Genomic DNA, 21,359 nt, shown 5'->3' with positions numbered 1-21,359 from the left:
TGTTTTAAATAATGGAAAGCATATCCAATACTACCACCAAAAACATTGCCACACCCACCACAAAACTGAATCCGGTGCCGTAAATAAACCCAATGAAAGCACCTTTGGTTGATTTTAAAGCTTTATTGATATCTTTACTGTCATGAAGAAGCTCTCCTATAAAAACACCGGCAAACATTCCCACTAAAAATCCTAAAGGAATTGGAATAAATATTCCTACAATCGTTCCGATCACTGAGCCGATACTTCCCCACCGCGTTCCGCCATATTTCTGATTAGTCTTTGCCGGAATGACATAATTAAGAATGACAGAGGCAATCGTAAGGATTATAAAAGTCCAGATGTAGATCATGCTGAGGTCCGAGTCGGTTCCGAATTTATAGATCAGAAGTCCGCAGATACTTAGCAGCAGACCCGGTAAAACAGGCAAAAAAGTTCCTAGAATTCCCAAAAACAGAAGAATAAGGCAAAGAATATCAATTAAGGCTGTGTCCATTTTTTTTTTAATTTAATGAAAAGATATAAAAAAAAGTGGCTTCAGAAAAGCCACTTCCATGTTTAAGGTGAAGTTTTTATTAAAGGTTTAAAATTACATATTGTAGAATCACACCGGCGTTACCAATATTTCCTGAAGCGTGGTTATGGAAAGTAGTGTAATAAATATAACCGCTGTTGGAAGCTCCTGAGCATGGCCCCACTGTTGCGCCCAATGCAACAAGGAAAGGAACTACTGCCTGAGGAACAGAAAGGCTGATCTGGATATTTCCGGGAAGGGTTACACAAACCGTTACAAAAGTTGTGTTTGCAGCATTTCCTATTGGAGTAACCGGAATCCCCGTTGCAGCAAAATGGTTGGTTCTGATCATCAACGCATCATTTGATGAAGTTTCTTTCACCAGTACTTCCCAATAAGCAGGATCATAATTGATTATTTTTTGCCATGCTCCTAAATCATAATCCAGATTAAGCGTGTTGAAGCCTAAAGCAGAGGTCAATCCGGCATTGTTTACCGTAGCGGCTACATTGCCGGAGCTTCCGATATTTTTGGAGCATAATTTTGAATCAGGCACAAATCCTCCCGGCAACGCGCAGTTATTGGTATTGGTGGTTCCGCCTACTAAATAAGCCACATCCCAGTCTGAAGCATAGATACTTCCCCCGTTGGCCACAAAAATGGCTAAGTTGGCATCAATTGCTGTGTAAAGTGCGGGATTTGTTGTGCTGCTTCTGGAGCCGCAATTGAGGAATATAATGTCGTATTGCGAAATTGTGGTCATATTAGCCAGATCGTTATTTGTGATTTCTGTTGCGGTATATCCTAAAATCTGAATAATGTCCTCTATCTTATCATAAGTTCCTTTTACGTAAGCAATTTTTGCAACCTGGTTAAGTTTGGTCTGATTTGCATCAAGAGCAACTGTTTCATTGTCTTTAACCACTGCGGAAATTTCTGTGCGGAAATTGGTTCCGTTACCGGTCTGGATATAAATGGTACGGTTTCCGGCGGGAGCATCAAGTGTGAAATTACCTTCTGAATCTGAAGTCGTGTAATAGATTTTATACTTGTCATCAAAGGTAAAAACAGAAGCGCCTCCAATAGGTTTGGTTCCGTTTTTTGACATTACCTTTCCGGTAAGCTTCCCGGTTTTAACGGCTGTATTTGTGTTTTCAGTAACTGCCGGCGCGTCGTCGCCTCCGGAGCAGTTCGTTAAAAGTGTAAATACACACAATAAAATTAGAAAGTAGTGTTTTTTCATATGTATATGGTTTTGTAGTTTTGTTTAGTTTGTATCAAATTTAAAAAAATATTAAACATAAAATCATAAAAATGTTATTTTTTTTAAATATATTAATATAATATTGTTTATTATTATAAAAGACTTATTTGTTAATAGGCGTTTGAAGAGGAGCTGGGTGGCTTAAAAAAAAAATTAAAATTTCCATAAAACCAACGTAATTATTTTTGGGATAAAAATTGCTAAAAGATATCTGTATAAAAATTACTTATTTTCCTAAATTTGCTGTAATGAACGACCAATTAGAAGAAACAAAGGATCTCATACAGGGATTGAGTGAACCTCTTTACCGTTACATCAGCCGAATTGCACCATCCGGCCTTGATTTCGTATTTCATATTATTGTAAAGATTCTTTTGCTGATCGCTATCTTTCTGGTTATTGATTTTGTTTTTAAAGTCATAATCAATAGCGTTTTCAGGATTTTCAGAAACAAAGAAAAATATCCTGCCATAAATTCAATTTATGAATCAAGAATTACCAATTCAATTGCTCATTTAATTGCGCTTTTGATTATTGGAAGTATTCATGAATCTATATTTGCAGGGGCTTTAACCAAAACAACCACATTTATTATAAGATGTGTTAATTTAGGCCTTGTGATGATATTTGCAGGAATGCTGTACAGAGGATTGACTGCTTTCAGGAATTATTTTGTCATTAAACAGGATTTTTACAAAATCATGGCCCTGAATGCTATTTCGGAGACCGTAAAAATTTTAGGTATTTTTCTATTCTCAGTTGTTGGGATCTGCGTAATCTTCGGGATTAAAGGAACAACTATTGTCGGTAGTCTTGGGGCGATTACGGCTGTTCTCGTTCTTGTATTCCGTGATACCATTCTGGGATTTGTGACCGGGCTTCATGTGGCAACTTCTAAAAATCTCAAAGTAGGAGACTGGGTAAATATTCCAAAGTATAATATTGAAGGTAATATTGCTGAAATCAACCTTCTGACCACAAAAATCAATAATTTCGACAGGACCTTTTCCACCATTCCTACGTATGATCTTCTCACTACAGAGATCAAAAATATGCAGGTAATCTCCGAGACGAATGGAAGAAGAATTAAAAAATCTATTTTCTTTAATATCAACTCATTTAAATTTCTTAATGATGAAGATATTGAGCGCCTTAAAAGCATTAACCTGATTTCTGATTATCTTAGTGAGCGATCGTTGGAGCTGAAAAAAGAAAAAGAGAATATGGCGCATAAAGAAGAGATCATCAACGGCAGGCAGCTTACCAATATTGGTGTTTTCAGATATTATGCCCAAAAGTATATAGAACGTATTCCGGAATTGGATAAAGAAGGTCCCATCATGGTACGTCAGCTCAACAGTACACCGCAGGGGCTTCCTCTTGAAATTTATGCTTTTACCAATGATACAGAATGGGTACGCTTTGAGGAAATCCAGTCTGATATTTTTGATCATTTGCTGGTGGCGTCAAAGGAGTTTGATCTTGAAGTGATGCAGGTAAAAGTATAATTCTGTTAAAAATTGTGTATTCGGCCATCAATAATAGAATAGAATTTTTTAATGTTCTCATGCTGGTATTTTCATTTTTACTGGCATGTTTATTACCTTTTGATGTCTTCCTGTTTTCGTACGCGGTATTGGGACCGCTGCATTATCTTACCGAACTGCACTGGCTGAAAAGAAAAAATTTTTTTGTAAAGAAGACACATGCGGGAAAGTTTTTATTTTTTGCACTCTGTGTCGTAGGATTGCTTTTTATAATTTATTTGAATGTTGCTTTATTCAGGGCAAATATTATATACGGAAGTATTATCGGTCTGTTTTTTATTTTCTCAGCCTACCTGATTTTGATATCTGAGAAAAATTATGCTAAGTTTTTAGCAGTATTTTTATTATTAATATTGATACTGCTCTCGTTTTTCAAACCGAGTCTGATTATTTTGCTGGGGTTATTTCTTCCGACACTGATCCATGTTTATATATTTACGGCACTTTTTATGATTTCAGGTTATTTAAGGTCATCACATATTACTGCACTTTTTACGGTCATATTGCTATTGGCAATACCGTTTATGATTGCTTTTTTACCCGTGGAAAATTTCGTTTTTTCCAGAGAAAGGTCTGAAAAGGTATTTAATTCTACAGGTTTTAAAATTATTAATGAACAGCTTGTTTTTTTAACAGGGAAAAATATATCGGTTGTTTCCGGAGTTTTAAAAGTGCAGATTTTCATTGCTTTTGCTTATACCTTCCATTATCTGAACTGGTTCGTAAAGACTTCAGTAATTGGATGGGCAAGATCTTTAAGCCTAAAAAATACACTTTTCGTTTCTGCAATTTGGATTTTATCAATAGCTTTGTATTTGTATAATTATCAAATGGGTCTGACGGTATTATTTGTTCTGAGCATGCTGCATGTACTTGCTGAATTTCCGCTTAATGCCTTATCCGTCAGGACAGTATTTCAAAAACTTATCAGTAGAAATGACAAAACTTAGTGTAAACATTAATAAAATTGCAACCATAAGAAATGCCAGAGGAGGTGAAACGCCCAGTGTAACGGAAGCTGCAGTAAAAATTCAGGAATATGGCGGTCAGGGAATTACCATTCATCCCAGACCGGATGAAAGACATATTACCAGAAAAGATGTTTATGATCTTAAACCGCTTGTAACAACAGAATTCAATATCGAAGGAAATCCGCACAGATCTTTTATCGATATGGTCTTAGATGTAAAACCCGAACAGGTAACTTTGGTTCCGGACGCTGACGATGCCATCACTTCCAACGCAGGATGGGATACTAAAAAACACCTTGGTTTTCTTACAGAAATTATAGCTGAGTTTAAAAATGCCGGTATCCGCACCTCAATTTTTTTGGACCCTAATCCGGAATTGGTGGAATATGCTGCCAAAACCGGAACGGACAGGATCGAGCTTTATACAGAAGCATATGCGAAAAACTACACAAGCAATAAAGAATTAGCCATAAAACCTTATTACGATACAGCATTGACAGCGGTAGATTTCGGACTTGGATTAAATGCCGGGCACGATCTGAGCCTTGATAATCTCAAATATTTTGCAGACAATATCCCTAACCTGCTTGAGGTTTCAATTGGCCATGCTTTGATTTCTGAAGCTTTGTATATGGGATTGGAAAATACGGTTCAGGCTTATCTGAAGAGATTGGCAAAATGGTAGAATAACAAAAATTATGGAAATTTTAAATTCAAAAATATTTGGTGAAAATCTTTCACAAACACCACTTCTGGTATTTCACGGTTTATTCGGAATGCTTGATAACTGGGGGGCTTTCGGTAAAGATATGGGAGAATACCTTCCGGTACATCTTATTGATCTTCGTAATCACGGAAGAAGCTTTCATTCGGAAAATATGTCTCATGATGATCTGGCGGAAGATATTTTACAATACATGGAACATTATGGAATGGCTAAAGCTCATATTCTGGGACATTCGCTGGGTGGAAAAGCAGTGATGCAGTTTGCGATAAAGTTTCCCGAAAAAGTGGAACGCCTTATTGTGGTTGATATCTCACCAAAAGCATATCCGCCACATCATCAGGGAATTATTAAAGCACTGGAAACTGTGGATTTTAATACGGTTTCTTCAAGAAATGAGGTAGAGGCAGTGCTTAATCAGTATATTCCTGAAAAATCTACGATTCAATTCCTGACAAAAAATTTATACTGGGACGATCATAAAAAGTTAAACTGGAGATTTAATCTGAAAACTTTGTCCGAGAAATATAATGAATTTGTATCCAATGCAATAAAATTCGGAGTTTTTGACGGGCCGGCTTTATTCATTGCCGGAGCTCAATCAAATTACATTCTTCCACAGGATCATTTTGCGATCAGGCAGCAGTTTCCAAAGGCAGACTTTGTTACCATAAAAAATGCAGGACATTGGGTTCAGGCAGAGAATCCTGTTGATTTTGCTAATGTTGTTAAAGAATTTTTACATATTAATTAAAATAATTTCGTTATTAGCTATTAATTGTTAAAATTTTCTTAAAAAATATTTTATTCTTCTTTGGGTGATTTTTTTTTAATACTTTTAGACCATTCTAAATCATTAAATATTAACATCATGGAAGGTAAAAAAAACAAAAAACCATTCTTTGCTTCTTTCTTAGAAAAGCAAATCCAGGATCCTGAAACAATTAAAGGAGGTTCCGGAACTGCCACTTCTGTATTGGCAGATAACTCAACTGGTGCTCTTACAGACAGTGTAACTTCTGTCCAATTGGATAGTATTACAAAACCGGGAAGTGATGTAGTTTCCATGAAATATCCTTCAGACAGTGATGAAGATGGAATATCACTTTAGAATTAACACCGAAAATTAACACTCTAAATTAATTGTTATGAAAAATAAGAATTCAAAAAAGAAACCGTTCTTTGCTTCGTTCTTAGAAAAGCAAATCCAAGACCCCGAAACTGTAAAAGGAGGTTCAGGAACAATTACATCTGCATTGCAGGATAGTACAACCGGAGCGCTGAAAGACAGTGTTACATCAGTAACTGTTGATAATGTTACAAAACCCGGAGGCGATCATGTTACCCTAAAATATCCTTCAGATGGTGACGAAGATGCAACTGCACTTTAAGACTAAACAACCATTACATTAAAACTCTAAATTAATTATTATGAAAAACAAAAATTCAAAAAAGAAACCTTTCTTTGCATCATTCCTTGAAAAACAGCTTCAGGACCCGGAGAAAGTAAAAGGAGGTGGTGAGATTACTGATATAAGATTAGACAATGTTGCGACATCAAAGACTGCCGATATTGTAACAAAGCCGATCTATGACTTGGCTCAGACTATGAAATATCCGTCAGATGGTGATGAAGATGCTACTTTAATTTAAAAATGGCATTTGGAATTAATCCTTTAAATTAATTATTATGAAAAATAAAAATTCAAAAAAGAAGCCTTTTTTCGCATCATTCCTTGAAAAGCAACTTCAGGATCCTGAGAAAATCAAAGGAGGAAATGAAATTACGGATATTAGGTTAGATAGCGCTACCACATCAAAAACTGCGGATACGGTAACAAAACCAACGCTGGACTTATTACAGACCATGAAATATCCATCAGACGGTGACGATGATGTTCCGACTGTGTAAATGGAATTGTTGATATCTAATACATTAACAAAATCATATAAAAAGGAAACTTACGCTCTAAGTTTCCTTTTTTAATAAAAAAACAGGCAAATGATTCTTTGCATTACACATTCACGGGATTTTTACAATATTGATCTCTTTTTTGAATACCTTACCTCGAAAAATATTCCGTATTTCAGACTGAACTCTGATAAACTTAACCATGCTCAGAAAATCTGCATCAGCCAGAATTCTTTTAAACTTATCGACGAATTTGGAAATACATTAAAGTCTGAAGACGTAAAAAGTGTCTGGCACAGGAAATCATGGAGAATTGAAACTCCCGAAGAACTGGATGAAGAGTATAAAAAGATCTTTATTAAAGAATATTCCACCCTGCGTTACAATCTTTTCACAGCATTGGAACATCTTCCGTGGATTAATCCTTTCGAAATTGAAAACAAAATAGACGGCAATAAAATACTCCAGCTCAAAATCGCTGAAAAAAAAGGGCTGATTGTACCAAAAACTCTTTTTTCAAACGATGCCGAAGCCATTACTACATTTTTTTATACTTATGGCAGCGGAAAAATGGTTGCCAAGCTTCACGGAGTTATTTCAAAATCAATGGGCGGAGAAAATCTTCTTTCAACCCAAATTATTGATGAAGATTCTCTTGAAAATATTGCAGATATCCAATACTGCCCAATGATCTTTCAGCCTTACATCGAAAAAGAATATGAGCTGAGGATTATTTATCTTGACGGAGAATTCTTCACCGGTAAAATCAATAACAGCGAAAATACCGATTGGAGGATTGCAAAAGGAAACTACTTCTGGTCAGAATATGATCTTCCCGAAAATATAAAGTCAGGTCTCACAGGAATGATGAAAGAAATGGGACTTTACATGGGAGCCATAGACATGATCCGCGGAAAAGACGGGAGATATTATTTTCTCGAGGTTAATCCGCAGGGAGAGTGGGGAATGCTGCAGAAAGATCTTAATTTTCCTATCGTACAAAGAATTGCCGATAATCTTATAAAAAGAATGAAAACCAATGAATAAAATTTTAATAATTACCCATACCGGAGATAATTTTTCAATTGAAAAAGTAACCGAATATATTGATAAGAACGGATGCGAAGTAATTCGCTTTAATGTAGATGAATATCCCTTAACCAATAAACTATCTTCCACATTCCAGGATGGAAAATGGACCACCGTTCTTGAAACTCATGATAAAAGACACCATCTGGATGATATTTCGGCAGTTTGGTACAGACGTGCTTATAATATGGGACGGGGCCTGAGAGAGGAAATCGACGAGAAGTTTTACGGCGCGGCGATGGGAGAAATAAGAAATACCCTGTTCGGGTTTTTAGAATCTGTTGATGTCTATTCGCTTGGAAAACCAAGTGTTTACAGAAGACTGGACAGCAAAGAAGAGCAGCTCAAAATTGCAGATAAAATCGGACTTAAAATTCCGGAGACCTGCATTACCAACAATCCCGAAGAAGCAAAACAGTTTATCATAAAACATCAGAATGTAGTGGCTAAAATGCAGACCGGATTTGCCATTTATGAAGATGGTGTGGAAAGTGTGGTTTTCACTAATGTTGTCAATGAAGACAAACTGGAAGAGTTGGATACACTTTTGTATTGCCCAATGCAGTTTCAGAAAAAAATAGAGAAGAAAAAAGAACTCCGGGTAACGGTTGTCGGAAGGGATATTTTCGCTTTTGAAATAGATTCCCAGCAGTCGGATGCCGCAAAAATAGACTGGAGAAAAGACGGGGTCAATCTTATTGATAAATGGGTTCCTACGGAGCTTCCTTCTGATGTCGAAGCAAAATTGCTGGAGCTTCTGGACGTGTATCATGTGGATTATGGCGCAATTGACATTATTGTTTCTCCCGAAGACGAATATTATTTTATTGAAATCAATGCGGCAGGAGAATTTTTCTGGCTGGATAACCTTACTGAAGGAAACCTGATCTCAAAAAGCATTGCCGATATTTTATGCGATAAAGCTCCAAGAAGAAGCAATGAAGTTTTGGCATAGCATAACAACAAAAATGATTTTTTTTAATTTTTAATGAAGAGCGGGCAATGCCCGTTTTTTTTGATTCATGACTTCAGGTGATCTGTTTTTAGGTTATTATTTCAATTTATTGTAATTTGTCATTAATTAAAAATTGAATTCTCCTTTAAAAATCGCAAATTTGCAGAGAAGGAGAATATGAGCATAAATAAGTCAACCAAGTAAAAATAACGGATGGTTTTTGTAACAGGTGCTACCGGAATTCTAGGCAGGGTAATCGTTTTGGAGCTTCTTAAAAAAGGAAAAAACGTTCGGGCTGCTAAGAGAGCGACAAGCAATTTAGACGAAGTAAAGCATTCCTATTCATTTTATACGGAAAATCCTGACGATTTTTTCAATAAGATAGAATGGATAAATGTCGATTTTGATGATATTCAGTCGATTCAGGATGCGCTGAAAGGCGTGGATGAAGTATACCACTGTGCAGCCAAAGTCGGTTTCAATCCGGATGATGCAAAAGAAATGTACCATACCAACGTGAAAGGAACCCAAAACCTTCTATATGCCTGCGAAAATTCGGAGGTAAAGAAATTTCTACACGTAAGTTCCGTTGCTGTTCTCGATATAGATAATGAAAACGGCGAGCTTGACGAAGATTCTGATTTTAATCCTAAAGAGGATCATTCCGCTTATGCCATTTCAAAACATCTTGCCGAAATGGAAGTCTGGAGAGCATCTGCGGAAGGTCTGAATGTCGTAATTATAAACCCGGGAATGATCATCGGAAGCGGAAGCTGGGGCAAGAGCAGCGGCGATGTATTTCCTACCATGGAAAAAAACGGCTTTACCTTTTCCGGCGGAACCAGCTATGCAGACGTAAGGGATGTTGCGGAAATATCGGTTGAACTCATGGAAAGAAATATTTTCGGGGAACGGTTTATCATTATTTCTGAAAATAAAAGATATGCCGAACTGGCAAAGCAGATCAGAAAAGAGCTTGGATTAAAAGAAGCAAAAGTACTCACAAAATTTCAGCTTAATATGGGAATCGTGGCGAATATGCTTTTCGGATGGCTTATTCCACAGCTCAAAATGGTAACAAAATCAAATGTAGAAGCGATTTCCCGAATGAAAATCATATCCAATAAAAAAGTAAAGGAAAGACTAAATTATACATTTATCCCGTTGGAAGAAACCATAGATTTTCATCTTAAAAATTATATTAACGATAAAAAGGCAAAACAATGAATCTTGCGGAGGCAATCATTCAAAAAAATATAGAGAAACATCCCTTAAAACCAGCCATTGGATTTAAAAAGAAGAATGAAGGATGGAAAGAGCTGAGCTGGAAGAAATTCTCGGAAATTGTTTTTAAAACAGCCAATGCTCTGAAAGAAGCGGGAATCAAGGAAAACGATAAAGTTTCCATCTATTCTGATAATTCTTCGGAATGGATGATCTTTGATCTTGCGGCGATGTCTTTAGGTGCGGTCACCGTACCCATTTATTCAACCAATAATGCAGAACAGGCAGAATACATCATTAAAGATTCCGGAGCAAAAATTATTCTGGTAGGAGACCAGGCGCAGTATGATGCCTGCCTTGAAATTCTGCAGAAAAAAGAATGCAGCCTCGAAACGATTATTGTTTCCAAAAAAGCAGTGTGGATCAAAAAAGAATTCAGCAGTTTTTATTTGGAAGATTTCATTGCAAAATCAGCTTCAGAAGGAGAATTCAGTCCAAAAGAAAATGATGATGTTGCCACATTGATTTATACTTCCGGAACCACCGGTACGCCAAAAGGAGTAATGCTGACCCACGGTAATTTCATCAAAGCTTTTGATGCCCATTTTGAGTTTTTTAAATTTAAAAATTTCGAAGAAGAGCTTTCTCTGGCATTTCTGCCTTTAAGCCATGTTTTTGAACGCAGCTGGAGCCTTCTTTGTCTGTACGGTGGTGCAAGAGTGTATTTTCTAGAAGACCCTAAAAATATTGCGAACACGCTGGAAGAGGTTAAACCTACAATGATGTGTGCTGTTCCGAGGTTTTTCCAGAAAATCTACGCAGGCGTGCTGGAAAAGGCAGAAGAAGGTTCTTCGCTCAAGAAAAAAATCTTCAACTGGGCCGTAAAAACAGGGTGGGAGACTGCCGAATTAACAAGAAACGAAAAATCAATTCCGTTCGGTTTAAAAATAAAGCAGTCACTTGCAGATACCTTAGTCTTCAGCAAAATTAAAGACAAAATGGGAGGAAGGCTCTGGTTCTTGCCTTGTGGCGGAGCTTCATTATCTCCCGAAGTAACCCGTTTTTTTGAATCGGTAGGAATTCACGTTACCGTAGGATATGGACTGACGGAAACTACTGCAACTCTTACGCTTTTCCCTTTCACTCATTTTGAGCACGGAACCAGCGGAAAACCGCTTCCCGGTGTGGAAATCCGTATCGGAGATCAGGATGAAATCCAGGCCAGAGGAAACGGAATTATGAAAGGCTATTACAACAATCCGGAAGATACCCGAAAAGTGTTCACGGAAGACGGATGGTTTAAAACCGGTGATGCCGGAAAGATCGATGAAAAGGGAAATCTTATCATCACCGATCGCCTGAAAGACCTTATGAAAACATCAAACGGAAAATATATTGCTCCACAGCAGATTGAAAATCTTCTTACCAATAATAATTTCATCCAGCAGATCGTCATGATCGCGGAAGGAAGACAATTCGCTTCAGCGCTTATTGTTCCTAATTTTGAATTTCTGAAGGATTATCTTAAAAAAAATAATATTCCGTTTACAAATTGGGAAGAGACAGTGAAGAACAAAACGGTAAACGATTTCTATAAACAGAAAATTAAAGAACTTCAGGAACATTTGTCCGACTTTGAAAAAGTGAAAAAGTTTACTTTAATGCCCGCAGAATTTGAAATCAACACCGGAGAAATAACACCTACGCTGAAAGTGAAGAGAAATGTGGTTCTTAAAAAATATGCGGAGATTATTGATCAGATGTACTAATAAATAGATGGATTAATAAGCTGATTGACAAAAAAAAGAGTTATGACAACACAGGAATTTTTAGGAAAAAAAGAATTTACGGTACAAAATCAGACGGTTTCAGAAAGCTGTCCGTCAAACATAGCGCTGATTAAATATTGGGGCAAATATGATAATCAGATTCCTGCAAATCCGAGTATCAGCTATACATTGAATCATTGTAAAACCAATACCACTGTAGAATTTTCGGCAAATGAAACATTTTCCGTGCAGACTTTTCTGGCGGGCAATGAGGAACCTAAATTTGCAGCTAAAATTGAAAAATACTTTACGAATATAGAACAATATCTTCCCTGGATTTTAAAAGGCAAATATGTAATCAGGACTGAAAACACATTCCCGCACAGCTCAGGAATTGCAAGTTCGGCTTCCGGTTTCGGTGCGATTGCAAAATGCCTGATGAATCTGGATGAAATTTTCTCGGGAAAAACTTCGGAAGAGGAATCATTGAGAAAAGCCTCTTTTTTGGCAAGACTGGGAAGCGGAAGTGCTTGCAGAAGTTTGTATAACGGACTGGTGGTTTGGGGAGAATGCCAGGTGAAAGAAAGCTCGGATCTTTTTGCTGTTCAGTATCCCAATGATGAAATTCATGAAATTTTTAAAGATTTTAATGATTGGGTTCTGCTGATTCATGAAGGGGAGAAAAGCGTTTCCTCAACGGTAGGACACGGCCTGATGAATACCAATCCTTACGCCGACAGAAGATTTCAGGAAGCAAGGGAAAATTTTGGCCCAATGAAGGAAATCCTTGCCGCCGGAGATCTGCCGCGGTTCATAAAACTCGTTGAACATGAGGCATTAACGCTCCATGCGATGATGATGATGAGCGATCCTGCATTTATTCTCATGAAAACAGGAACACTGGAAGTTATCAATAAAATCTGGGATTTCAGAAAAGAAACAGGCCTGTCTTTATTCTTTACCCTTGATGCAGGCGCCAATGTTCACCTTCTATTTCCGAATAACGGTTCCGAGAAAACAATAAAATTATTCATTGAAACGGAATTGCTGCAGTATACACAGAATGGAGGAGTTGTAAAAGACATGATGAGATTTTAAATGAATTAAATATAACAGAACGGACTTTAAAGTTCGTTTTTTTATTATAAAATGGTTTAAATTAAAAAATTAAAGAAAGAAGTGTTGAGTCTATAAGCCATAATAATTGTCTTATCTTTAATAGCAAAGATATTTTCTTAATTGATCTTAAAACGTTATAAAATCTTAATGTTAAATAATTGGCGATTTAAATTAAAGTGGGCTTTTTAACAGGTACAAAGTATCAAAAAAATCAATTGTAAAATCATTCTTACAGATTGAAATGCCGAAATTTGTCTTCCGAAATCTGAAATCTAATTTGTACTTTTGCAAAATGTTTAAAAACGTCTTTTTTATTTTTATCGCACTGATATTCGTGTCCTGTTCCAAAGATCCCGTTCCGAAACCTTACGGTGAGCTTCGTCTGGAATATCCTGCCCCGAAATACCAGAAGTTTGAAAACAACTGTGCTTATACTTTTGAATATTCCGATTTTGCAACAATCACACAAGCCAAAAGACCTTGCTGGTATTATCTGAACTATCCGAAAATGAAAGCGAAAATTTTTGTAACGTATTACCCGATACAAAATGATTTTGCCGCCCACATTCAGGAAGCTGAAAAAATGGTGTATGAGCATACGATAAAAGCTAGTGCCATTGATACCAAATCATTTGAATATCCTGATAAAAAAGTCTATGGAAATTTTTATGAGTTGAAAGGACAAAGTGCTTCAAACCTTCAGTTTTACATTACAGACAGTACAAAACATTTTGTAACGGCCTATTTATATTTCAATACAAGACCCAAGCCAGATTCGCTGGCACCGGCGGTGGATTATATCAAAAAAGATATGAAACACCTTTTGGACACATTTGAATGGAAAAATTAATTACTCTTAAATATACTTTGAAAAAAATATGAAACTTTTAGTTGTAGGAAGTGTTGCATTCGATGCAATCGAAACACCATTTGGTAAAACAGACAAAATTTTGGGAGGTGCGGCAACCTATATCGGAATTACTTCATCCGTACTTGGAGTAAAATCAGGAATCGTTTCCGTAGTGGGAGGAGATTTTCCGCAGAAACATCTTGATATGTTCACCAACAGAAACGTAAATATAGAAGGAATTGAAATCGTGAAAGATGGCAAAACATTTTTCTGGTCCGGTAAATATCACAATGACCTTAACACCAGAGATACATTGGCTACAGAAGTGAATGTTCTGGAAAATTTTGATCCTAAAATCCCGGATTCTATGCAAGATGCGGAGATTTTGTTATTAGGAAACCTTCACCCTGGCGTACAGCTTTCGGTATTGGAAAAAATGCACAACCGTCCAAAGTTGGTTATCCTTGATACGATGAATTTCTGGATGGATACCGCCTGGGATATTTTAATGGAAATGATTGCTAAAACAGATGTCATTACTATTAACGACGAAGAAGCAAGACAACTTTCAGGAGAATACTCTCTGGTAAAAGCAGCTAAAAAAATACACGAAATGGGACCGGAATACGTCATCATCAAAAAAGGAGAACACGGTGCTTTGCTTTTCCATGACAATAAAGTGTTTGCCATTCCGGCGCTGCCGTTGGAAGAAGTTTTCGATCCTACCGGAGCGGGAGATACTTTTGCAGGAGGTTTTGCAGCTTATCTGGCTAAAAAAGGAAAAACCGATTTCGAAACTATGAAATCTGCTTTGATCGTAGGTTCGGCAATGGCATCTTTCACCGTTGAAAAATTCGGAACCGAAAGAATTGAAGAGGTAAATGAAGCCGATATGTTCCGAAGACTAAAACAGTTTAAGGAATTGACAACTTTTGATATAGAACTACAATAAATACGTCTTTTTTAAGAAATATTTATAATAAAAAATTTAGTGTAATTCATTAAGAATTCTAAATTTGCAACTTGTTTAAAATAGTAAAATGATAAATAAACTTAAGATCACTTTTCTTTTTGGAATTTTCATCATCCTTTTTGGTGTAAATTCGCTGAATGCTCAGCTGAAACAAGGAGATTTAGTGGATGGTATTGCTGCTGTAATCGGTGATGAAATTGTTCTGGAGTCTGACGTAAATGAGCAGATGAACTATGCAAAACAGCAGGGAACTACCAATATTGATAAGTGTGAGTTTTTGGAAAACCTTCTCAATAATAAGCTTCTGGTATACGAGGCAAGAAAAGATACACTGATCGAAAACCGTTCTGCAGCAATTAAAGAACAGGCTAACGCAAAATATCAGCAGTTGCTGTCACAGTTTCCTGATGAAAAAACGATGCTGGCTGCCTATAAATTCAGGAACGGCTATGAAATGAAAAATGCGATCGAGAAAATTGACACAGATCAATATTACGCACAGGCCAAATACCAGAGAATTACAGAAAAAGCAGACGTTACTCCAAATGAGGTAACGGACTTCTACAATATGTATAAGACCCAGCTTCCGGAAATAAAAGATGAAGTTTCTTTATCGCAGATTATGATGTATCCTAAACTTACTGAAGCTCATAAGGAGGATCTTATCAACAGGTTGAAAAAAATTAAAAAAGATATTGAAGGAGGAGAGAGTTTTGAGAGCCAGGCAAGAATCTATTCAGAAGATCCGGGATCTGCTTCAAATGGCGGACTTATGAAAAATATTTCTAAAGGACAGATGGTAAAACCTTTTGAAGCCGCTGCTCTGAATCTTCAGGAAGGTGAAATTTCAGATCCGATAGAATCAGAATTCGGTTATCATATCATACAGCTGGTGAGAAAAGCAGGTAAGATCTATGATGCAAGGCATATTCTTTTAATGGCAACTCCTACGGATGAAGAAATTAAAACAGCGAAAGTGAAATTAGACAGCATCAGAGGCTTGATTTCCAGTGGTAAAATTACCTTCAAAGATGCTGCATTCAGATTCTCAGACGATAAAAGAACAAAGTTCAATGCCGGGGTAATCCCGGGATCAGATGGTTCCAGCAAAATAGAAAGAGAATCTGTTCCGGGAACCATCAGCTATGAGCTGGCTGGTCTTAATAAAGGAGATATTACCAATGCATTTGACGACAAAGACGAAAGAGACAGAAAAGTGGTGAAGATCATCAAAATTGAAGATGTAATTCCTTCGCACCAGATAACCTTGGAAACGGATTATGACAGAATCAAACAAATGGCTCTTAATAAGAGGAGGAGTGAAATGGTGGAAAAGTTTGTTAATTCAAAACTTCCAACAACATTTATTTCCATAGACGGACGTTATAACGAGTGCGCCTTCAAAGGAAACTGGAAGAAAGACGCCATCAAAAAATAATACTTAGCCTTCAGAATTTTCTGAAGGTTTTTTTATTCGAAACTCCCGATAAATCCTGTTTTTTATTATTTTTACAGCATGAGCAATTTTATAGATTTCAATTCGGCTAAAAAGCTTCACGAGATGCAGCAGGGTCAAAACAGAATCACCCAACTTTTTAATATCCAATATCCAATTATTCAGGGCGGAATGATCTGGCATTCGGGATGGAGACTTGCTTCGGCAGTATCTAACTGCGGAGGGCTGGGCCTTATTGGTGCAGGAAGCATGTATCCCGACATATTACGTGAAAATATCAAAAAATGTAAACAGGCAACGGATAAGCCTTTCGGGGTAAATGTTCCGATGCTTTATCCGAATATTGATGAGGTAATACAGATTATACTGGAAGAAGGTGTAAAGATTGTTTTCACATCAGCCGGAAATCCTAAAACATACACGGAAACGTTACAGAAAGAAGGATTGAAAGTAGCTCATGTAGTTTCCTCTACCAAATTTGCCATCAAATGCGAAGAAGCTGGCGTAGATGCAATAGTGGCAGAAGGCTTTGAAGCCGGAGGACACAACGGAAGGGATGAAACTACCACTTTCTGCCTGATTCCGAATGTGAAAAAACATATTTCAAAACCTTTGATCGCAGCCGGAGGTATCGCTTTGGGTTCACAAATGAAAGCGGCAATGATCCTGGGAGCAGACGGAGTGCAGATCGGTTCACGTTTTGCCGCAACTGCAGAAGCAAGTGCCCACGAAAACTGGAAGCAAAAAATAACCCAACTTCAGGAAGGAGATACCCATCTTACTTTGAAAGAACTTGCACCTGTAAGAATGGTTAAAAACAAGTTTTTCAACGAACTTGAAGATATTTATATTACCGGAAGAAATAAAGAATTACTGATCGCATCTCTTGGGCGTGCAAGAGCAAAAAAAGGAATGTTTGAAGGTGATATGGAGGAAGGTGAACTGGAAATAGGACAGGTTTCCGCTTTGATTGATGAAGTTCTTCCTGTAGATAAAGTATTCAGCAATTTGTTGGAAGAATTCAGAAATACAGGCAACCCGGTTTTATAATAGTTAAATTAATGGAGAGAAGGATTATGAATGTAAATGGTAAACCATAAACCGTATCCAAAATAAATAACGTGAGTTCGGGATAATAATAAATAAATTTGTGATACAAAAAGCACAAAGAGAAACAAAGAAATATTTAATTTTTGAAACGCTTTTAAGTTAAACAATGCCACTTCGTTTATCAAAGTAATACAAGAGTTTTGTATTACTTTGATAAGTTTTATGCCTTTGTATATCTTAAATTTTTAAAAACCCTGTGATTGATACTTTTGTTTAGCTTTGCGTTTTGTATAAACTTATTCCGAACTCAGGTTAAATAATATTCTGTTTTCTGAAATAGTTTGAAGAAATCGGAGGAGCTTATCATAGAAATCAGCAAAACTCAATAGGAGCCCGCTTTACTTTAAAAAAATCAATATTGGCTTTAGCCCCAATTTTAATATTCGATTTCTGAACGAATATTCTTTATGGCCTGCTGTTCATATTTTTCCTTAAAATACTCTGTTTTAAAAATACTTTCAGATTCCAGAAAATGCTGCAGTACTTTTTTTCTTCCCGGATTATAAAGAAAATCAGGATAAATACAATATTCCTTTCTTACTTTTTGAGTATATTCTTTATATTTTTCAGGCTCTTGACCAAGTACTGAAAGGTCAGCATCCACAAGATAATCCGTATCATTATCGCCGGATTTGTCATGAAACCTGGTAGCCATAATCTGCCGGGAAATTTTTTCAATAAATCCTGCTTGGGCGCCAATTTGCTTCAGGTGTTTTTCTGCAAAACGAGCACTCTTTTCTTCATTTGATTTTGAAGAAGCATTGTAAATAACATCGTGATAAAACACTGAAAAAGCAATGGCAGTGTAATCCTGTATATCAGCTTTTATGCCATTTAATTCCCGGAACATATTTTCCAGATGGTCGAAATTGTGATAATGTCTTTCTTTTTCACAATATTTTTTATCGATTTCTGTCCAAAAACTTTCAATAAGATTCTGATCATCCGTAAGTTCCGAACAAATGCTAAAATATACTTCTTTCAACCGCATAATACAGGTTTAAATAAAAAAGGAACTTTAAAAAGTTCCCTGATTTGCTTCGATAGCCTGCTTCAGCTCTGCCCAGCCTCCGCCGTTATAACCTTCCTTCAGGCCTTGTGTGTTAAGATATTCTAAAGCCTTTCCGCTTCTGTTTCCGCTTCTGCAGAAAATAATTACCGGCTTCTCTATTGACAGGATTTCTTCTTGTCTGTCTTCCACTTCCCCCAGAGGAATATTTTTAGCACCATCAATATTCCCGTCCATTTCAAGCTCCATAGGCTCGCGAACGTCAATTAATGCATAATTTCCTGATTTTAAAACTTCTGATAGAGACATAATTTGTTTTTTAGATTAAACTCATTACGAAAATACGTAAAATTCTACTGAAAATGGATGATCTTAATGGTTTTTCTAGAATAGTGTATATCCTAATATAAGAGAAGACGTCCTATATCCGGTATTGATGATGGTGTTGTTTTGCAAAAGGTCTCTTTTTGTGGAAGTGCGGAATTCCACAACGAATTTATCGTTGTATTTATACCCTGCACCGAAAGAAAAATTGCTTGCAGAAGAAGTTTTAAGGGACTGAAAATCATAATAAATGTTTGAATTCATTTCAAAATCAACATTGTAAGCTGCATTAATGAAAAGCTTTGATTTGTCATTCAAAAATAAATAATATCTGATCCCAATAGGGATTTCGATCGATTTATAATCGATGCTTCTGGTTCGTATGTTTTCAGAAGCCTGTCCCTGGTAAACGACAAAGTCCTTTTCCGCTTTGTAATATTGATAGGTCGGTTCAGCAAAAATTGCCCATTTATTTTTGTTGAATGGAAGAATTAATTCAGCTTCCAAACCAATTCTGAAAGTTACTTTATTATCAAATTTATTGGATTCGCTTGTTACAAATGAACTGTTTGAGATTTCAAAGGAGGAAAGATTAATTCCGGGTCTTACGGTAAGGTTAAACAGATCCCGTTTTTCGTAATTCTGATTATAATTGATCGCAGTGCTGTTTGAACATTGGTTATATTTCAGGAAAACTTTAACGAGATCACTGGATTTATACTTCAGATTATTAACATCTGTAAGATCCACCCCACAGTTAAGATTATCCAGAATCTGTTTTTTATAATCTTCATTGTAAGCTACTGATGAAGCATTGATATAATAGGGCTTGTAAATAAGCTGTTTTACATCAGAGCCATTAGTGGAAATGAAGAATTTTTCCAGATCACCGTTTTCATAATATAAAAGATCTGCTTTTCCTTCAACAACATATTTCAGGAACACGGTCTCTTCTGTGAATTCTGGTTTTCTTTCATTAGAAAGATTGTTTAATTGTTTGGAAGAGCCATCTATCATAACGGTTTTTCTTGTATATCTTTGTTCATTATCAATCCCGAATTCCTGGATGTTTTTAATGGTTTCTTTTTTTATTTCCGATGAAGATTCGTCTGTTTTGAATTCAAATTCCGTAGGATTGTTTTTCCAGTCCAGGTTTTTTATGAAAGCATCAGTTCTTTTTCCTGAATTATCTACGAAATAACCTTTTTCAAATTTAATTTGTGCATGTAATAATCCTGCTGCAGTAATAGCGGTTATCCAAATAACTTTCTTCATGGTTATAATTTAATTGTTGTAAGAATTTTAAAGCGGCAAATTTATAAAATAATCTTAGTTTTGCAAGGTAAAATTATGAATTCAAACGCTGAAAAATATTCACAGTTGATAAAAGCCAAGGCAAAAAGTTTTGGCTTTCAGAGTTGTGGTATTTCTAAAGCTGATTTTCTGGAAGAAGATGCAAAACCTCTTGAAGAATGGCTGAAGAGTAATTTTCATGGTGAAATGAAATATATGGAAAATCATTTCGATAAAAGGCTGGATCCGAGATTATTGGTAGAAGGCTCAAAATCGGTGATTTCTCTTTCTTATAATTATTTTCCCGAAGAAAAAATCCCGACACTGGACAATTTTAAAATCTCAAAGTATGCCTATGCGGAAGACTATCACGAAGTCATCAAAGATATTCTCAGGGAAATGGTTTCGGGATTACAGCAAGAGATCGGCGAATTTGCCTTTAGGGTTTTTGTAGATTCTGCGCCGGTACTGGAAAGGAGCTGGGCTAGAAAATCAGGAATAGGCTGGGTTGGAAAAAATGCCAACCTCATCACCAAACAGAACGGTTCATTTTATTTTCTGGCCGAAATTATTTGCGATCTGGAATTAGTTCCCGATCATGCTACCACAGATCACTGTGGAACCTGCAGGAAATGTATCGATGCCTGTCCCACCAATGCCATCGTTTCGGATAAGCTTATTGACGGCACCAAATGCATTTCTTATGCTACGATTGAACTTAAAAATGAAATTCCGGATTATTTTAAAGATAAAATGGATGATTGGATGTTCGGGTGTGATGTATGTCAGGATGTTTGTCCGTGGAACCGGTTTTCAGCGCCCACACAGCAAAAAAAGTTTGCCCCGAATGAAGCATTGAAAAATTTTAAAAAAGATGAGTGGAAAGAGCTTACGCAGGAACTTTTTTCAGAGATCTTCAGAAAATCTCCTGTTAAAAGAACAAAGTTTGCCGGATTAAAAAGAAATATTGAATTTCTGGAAAAGAATAATAAATCTGCAGATCTTTAGAGAGATAATCTCCTGTCTGGAATTTTTTAATTTCCAAAGTAAAATGGATAAATGGCCATTCCTTAAATTTAATATTTAAAGAGGCGAAATGTAAAGACAAATAAGAAATTTTTCTCAAAAAAAAATTGACTTCCGGAGATTATTTATCCCTACGAAAATCAACGTTTTTTTTGTACTCTTTTTGGAGCTACTTTTACTCTTATTTTAAATCTTTTGTTGGATTTAGCGTTTTTCTGCATATTTGTGAA

The 21,359-nt window shown here is 36.4% G+C and carries 23 protein-coding genes; 18 read left to right on the top strand and 5 right to left on the bottom strand.

Annotated elements, in window-relative coordinates:
- Positions 1-4 precede the first annotated feature (4 nt).
- Positions 5-496, bottom strand: a complete 492-nt coding sequence (locus tag BUA76_RS13325; RefSeq protein ID WP_072885292.1) for a DUF456 domain-containing protein — start codon at positions 494-496, stop codon at positions 5-7.
- Between the two features lie 79 nt (positions 497-575).
- Positions 576-1,757: a carboxypeptidase-like regulatory domain-containing protein gene (locus BUA76_RS13320; protein ID WP_072885291.1), complete on the bottom strand. Its 1,182-nt coding sequence runs from the start codon at positions 1,755-1,757 to the stop codon at positions 576-578.
- A gap of 269 nt (positions 1,758-2,026) precedes the next feature.
- Here BUA76_RS13320 and BUA76_RS13315 point away from each other — a divergent pair, with 269 nt between their 5' ends.
- From BUA76_RS13315 to BUA76_RS13235, 17 genes are all read left to right on the top strand, one after another.
- Positions 2,027-3,286 carry a mechanosensitive ion channel family protein gene (locus BUA76_RS13315; RefSeq protein ID WP_072885290.1) on the top strand — a complete coding sequence of 420 codons (1,260 nt, stop codon included), beginning with the start codon at positions 2,027-2,029 and terminating at the stop codon, positions 3,284-3,286.
- 59 nt (positions 3,287-3,345) lie between these two features.
- The gene (locus tag BUA76_RS13310) at positions 3,346-4,275 is read left to right on the top strand and encodes a hypothetical protein (protein ID WP_072885289.1); all 930 of its coding nucleotides are present in this window, start codon (positions 3,346-3,348) and stop codon (positions 4,273-4,275) included.
- Positions 4,262-4,981 (top strand): pyridoxine 5'-phosphate synthase, encoded by a 720-nt coding sequence (locus tag BUA76_RS13305; RefSeq protein ID WP_072885288.1) that lies wholly within the window; start codon positions 4,262-4,264, stop codon positions 4,979-4,981. The genes BUA76_RS13310 and BUA76_RS13305 overlap by 14 nt, the downstream gene beginning before the upstream one ends.
- A 13-nt stretch (positions 4,982-4,994) precedes the next feature.
- Positions 4,995-5,774 (top strand): alpha/beta fold hydrolase, encoded by a 780-nt coding sequence (locus BUA76_RS13300; protein WP_072885287.1) that lies wholly within the window; start codon positions 4,995-4,997, stop codon positions 5,772-5,774.
- Between the two features lie 117 nt (positions 5,775-5,891).
- Positions 5,892-6,131, top strand: coding sequence for a microviridin/marinostatin family tricyclic proteinase inhibitor (locus tag BUA76_RS13295; RefSeq protein ID WP_072885286.1), 240 nt, complete (start codon positions 5,892-5,894; stop codon positions 6,129-6,131).
- 37 nt (positions 6,132-6,168) lie between these two features.
- Positions 6,169-6,411 carry a microviridin/marinostatin family tricyclic proteinase inhibitor gene (locus tag BUA76_RS13290; protein WP_072885285.1) on the top strand — a complete coding sequence of 81 codons (243 nt, stop codon included), beginning with the start codon at positions 6,169-6,171 and terminating at the stop codon, positions 6,409-6,411.
- A gap of 40 nt (positions 6,412-6,451) precedes the next feature.
- Complete coding sequence (locus BUA76_RS13285) at positions 6,452-6,673, top strand: microviridin/marinostatin family tricyclic proteinase inhibitor (RefSeq protein ID WP_072885284.1); 222 nt, start codon at positions 6,452-6,454, stop codon at positions 6,671-6,673.
- A gap of 37 nt (positions 6,674-6,710) precedes the next feature.
- Entirely contained in the window at positions 6,711-6,932 is a 222-nt protein-coding gene (locus tag BUA76_RS13280) for a microviridin/marinostatin family tricyclic proteinase inhibitor (RefSeq protein ID WP_072885283.1), read from the top strand.
- A 90-nt stretch (positions 6,933-7,022) separates the two neighbouring features.
- Positions 7,023-7,979 carry an MvdC/MvdD family ATP grasp protein gene (locus tag BUA76_RS13275; RefSeq protein ID WP_072885282.1) on the top strand — a complete coding sequence of 319 codons (957 nt, stop codon included), beginning with the start codon at positions 7,023-7,025 and terminating at the stop codon, positions 7,977-7,979.
- Positions 7,972-8,976: an MvdD family ATP-grasp ribosomal peptide maturase gene (locus BUA76_RS13270; RefSeq protein WP_072885281.1), complete on the top strand. Its 1,005-nt coding sequence runs from the start codon at positions 7,972-7,974 to the stop codon at positions 8,974-8,976. Before BUA76_RS13275 ends, BUA76_RS13270 begins: the two co-directional genes overlap by 8 nt.
- A 213-nt stretch (positions 8,977-9,189) precedes the next feature.
- Positions 9,190-10,203 (top strand): NAD-dependent epimerase/dehydratase family protein, encoded by a 1,014-nt coding sequence (locus BUA76_RS13265; protein WP_072885280.1) that lies wholly within the window; start codon positions 9,190-9,192, stop codon positions 10,201-10,203.
- On the top strand, positions 10,200-11,969 hold the full coding sequence (locus BUA76_RS13260; protein WP_072885279.1) for an AMP-dependent synthetase/ligase: 1,770 nt from the start codon (positions 10,200-10,202) through the stop codon (positions 11,967-11,969). Before BUA76_RS13265 ends, BUA76_RS13260 begins: the two co-directional genes overlap by 4 nt.
- Before the next feature lie 42 nt (positions 11,970-12,011).
- Entirely contained in the window at positions 12,012-13,067 is a 1,056-nt protein-coding gene (locus BUA76_RS13255) for a diphosphomevalonate decarboxylase (RefSeq protein WP_072885278.1), read from the top strand.
- 313 nt (positions 13,068-13,380) lie between these two features.
- Positions 13,381-13,938, top strand: coding sequence for a gliding motility lipoprotein GldD (gene gldD / locus BUA76_RS13250; RefSeq protein WP_072885277.1), 558 nt, complete (start codon positions 13,381-13,383; stop codon positions 13,936-13,938).
- A gap of 28 nt (positions 13,939-13,966) precedes the next feature.
- Positions 13,967-14,890: a PfkB family carbohydrate kinase gene (locus BUA76_RS13245; protein ID WP_072885276.1), complete on the top strand. Its 924-nt coding sequence runs from the start codon at positions 13,967-13,969 to the stop codon at positions 14,888-14,890.
- 88 nt (positions 14,891-14,978) lie between these two features.
- Positions 14,979-16,349: a peptidylprolyl isomerase gene (locus BUA76_RS13240; protein WP_072885275.1), complete on the top strand. Its 1,371-nt coding sequence runs from the start codon at positions 14,979-14,981 to the stop codon at positions 16,347-16,349.
- A gap of 78 nt (positions 16,350-16,427) precedes the next feature.
- Positions 16,428-17,417 carry an NAD(P)H-dependent flavin oxidoreductase gene (locus BUA76_RS13235; RefSeq protein ID WP_228408491.1) on the top strand — a complete coding sequence of 330 codons (990 nt, stop codon included), beginning with the start codon at positions 16,428-16,430 and terminating at the stop codon, positions 17,415-17,417.
- 436 nt (positions 17,418-17,853) lie between these two features.
- Here BUA76_RS13235 and BUA76_RS13230 read toward each other — a convergent pair whose 3' ends face one another.
- The 3 genes from BUA76_RS13230 to BUA76_RS13220 form a co-directional block, all read right to left on the bottom strand.
- Positions 17,854-18,468: an HD domain-containing protein gene (locus tag BUA76_RS13230; protein ID WP_072885274.1), complete on the bottom strand. Its 615-nt coding sequence runs from the start codon at positions 18,466-18,468 to the stop codon at positions 17,854-17,856.
- A 27-nt stretch (positions 18,469-18,495) separates the two neighbouring features.
- Complete coding sequence (locus BUA76_RS13225) at positions 18,496-18,795, bottom strand: rhodanese-like domain-containing protein (RefSeq protein WP_029295168.1); 300 nt, start codon at positions 18,793-18,795, stop codon at positions 18,496-18,498.
- 75 nt (positions 18,796-18,870) lie between these two features.
- Entirely contained in the window at positions 18,871-20,085 is a 1,215-nt protein-coding gene (locus BUA76_RS13220) for an outer membrane beta-barrel protein (protein WP_072885273.1), read from the bottom strand.
- A 75-nt stretch (positions 20,086-20,160) separates the two neighbouring features.
- Between BUA76_RS13220 and queG the strand changes: the two genes are divergently transcribed.
- Positions 20,161-21,111, top strand: coding sequence for a tRNA epoxyqueuosine(34) reductase QueG (queG, locus tag BUA76_RS13215; protein ID WP_072885272.1), 951 nt, complete (start codon positions 20,161-20,163; stop codon positions 21,109-21,111).
- Positions 21,112-21,359 lie beyond the last annotated feature (248 nt).

It is taken from the genome of Chryseobacterium takakiae (genome assembly GCF_900129385.1).
GTDB lineage: Bacteria > Bacteroidota > Bacteroidia > Flavobacteriales > Weeksellaceae > Chryseobacterium > Chryseobacterium takakiae.
This window is presented reverse-complemented; position numbering and strand designations above follow the sequence as displayed.

What these genes read in the sequence shown, in the direction of transcription:
- BUA76_RS13230 (WP_072885274.1), bottom strand. Translation starts at nt 18,468, where the DNA reads ATGCGGTTGAAAGAAGTATATTTTAGCATTTGTTCGGAACTTACGGAT.
- BUA76_RS13320 (WP_072885291.1), bottom strand. Translation starts at nt 1,757, where the DNA reads ATGAAAAAACACTACTTTCTAATTTTATTGTGTGTATTTACACTTTTA.
- BUA76_RS13295 (WP_072885286.1), top strand. Translation starts at nt 5,892, where the DNA reads ATGGAAGGTAAAAAAAACAAAAAACCATTCTTTGCTTCTTTCTTAGAA.
- BUA76_RS13300 (WP_072885287.1), top strand. Translation starts at nt 4,995, where the DNA reads ATGGAAATTTTAAATTCAAAAATATTTGGTGAAAATCTTTCACAAACA.
- BUA76_RS13265 (WP_072885280.1), top strand. Translation starts at nt 9,190, where the DNA reads ATGGTTTTTGTAACAGGTGCTACCGGAATTCTAGGCAGGGTAATCGTT.
- BUA76_RS13220 (WP_072885273.1), bottom strand. Translation starts at nt 20,085, where the DNA reads ATGAAGAAAGTTATTTGGATAACCGCTATTACTGCAGCAGGATTATTA.
- BUA76_RS13275 (WP_072885282.1), top strand. Translation starts at nt 7,023, where the DNA reads ATGATTCTTTGCATTACACATTCACGGGATTTTTACAATATTGATCTC.
- queG (WP_072885272.1), top strand. Translation starts at nt 20,161, where the DNA reads ATGAATTCAAACGCTGAAAAATATTCACAGTTGATAAAAGCCAAGGCA.
- BUA76_RS13240 (WP_072885275.1), top strand. Translation starts at nt 14,979, where the DNA reads ATGATAAATAAACTTAAGATCACTTTTCTTTTTGGAATTTTCATCATC.
- BUA76_RS13270 (WP_072885281.1), top strand. Translation starts at nt 7,972, where the DNA reads ATGAATAAAATTTTAATAATTACCCATACCGGAGATAATTTTTCAATT.
- BUA76_RS13305 (WP_072885288.1), top strand. Translation starts at nt 4,262, where the DNA reads ATGACAAAACTTAGTGTAAACATTAATAAAATTGCAACCATAAGAAAT.
- BUA76_RS13280 (WP_072885283.1), top strand. Translation starts at nt 6,711, where the DNA reads ATGAAAAATAAAAATTCAAAAAAGAAGCCTTTTTTCGCATCATTCCTT.
- gldD (WP_072885277.1), top strand. Translation starts at nt 13,381, where the DNA reads ATGTTTAAAAACGTCTTTTTTATTTTTATCGCACTGATATTCGTGTCC.
- BUA76_RS13310 (WP_072885289.1), top strand. Translation starts at nt 3,346, where the DNA reads ATGCTGGTATTTTCATTTTTACTGGCATGTTTATTACCTTTTGATGTC.
- BUA76_RS13245 (WP_072885276.1), top strand. Translation starts at nt 13,967, where the DNA reads ATGAAACTTTTAGTTGTAGGAAGTGTTGCATTCGATGCAATCGAAACA.
- BUA76_RS13285 (WP_072885284.1), top strand. Translation starts at nt 6,452, where the DNA reads ATGAAAAACAAAAATTCAAAAAAGAAACCTTTCTTTGCATCATTCCTT.
- BUA76_RS13255 (WP_072885278.1), top strand. Translation starts at nt 12,012, where the DNA reads ATGACAACACAGGAATTTTTAGGAAAAAAAGAATTTACGGTACAAAAT.
- BUA76_RS13225 (WP_029295168.1), bottom strand. Translation starts at nt 18,795, where the DNA reads ATGTCTCTATCAGAAGTTTTAAAATCAGGAAATTATGCATTAATTGAC.
- BUA76_RS13260 (WP_072885279.1), top strand. Translation starts at nt 10,200, where the DNA reads ATGAATCTTGCGGAGGCAATCATTCAAAAAAATATAGAGAAACATCCC.
- BUA76_RS13315 (WP_072885290.1), top strand. Translation starts at nt 2,027, where the DNA reads ATGAACGACCAATTAGAAGAAACAAAGGATCTCATACAGGGATTGAGT.
- BUA76_RS13290 (WP_072885285.1), top strand. Translation starts at nt 6,169, where the DNA reads ATGAAAAATAAGAATTCAAAAAAGAAACCGTTCTTTGCTTCGTTCTTA.
- BUA76_RS13235 (WP_228408491.1), top strand. Translation starts at nt 16,428, where the DNA reads ATGAGCAATTTTATAGATTTCAATTCGGCTAAAAAGCTTCACGAGATG.
- BUA76_RS13325 (WP_072885292.1), bottom strand. Translation starts at nt 496, where the DNA reads ATGGACACAGCCTTAATTGATATTCTTTGCCTTATTCTTCTGTTTTTG.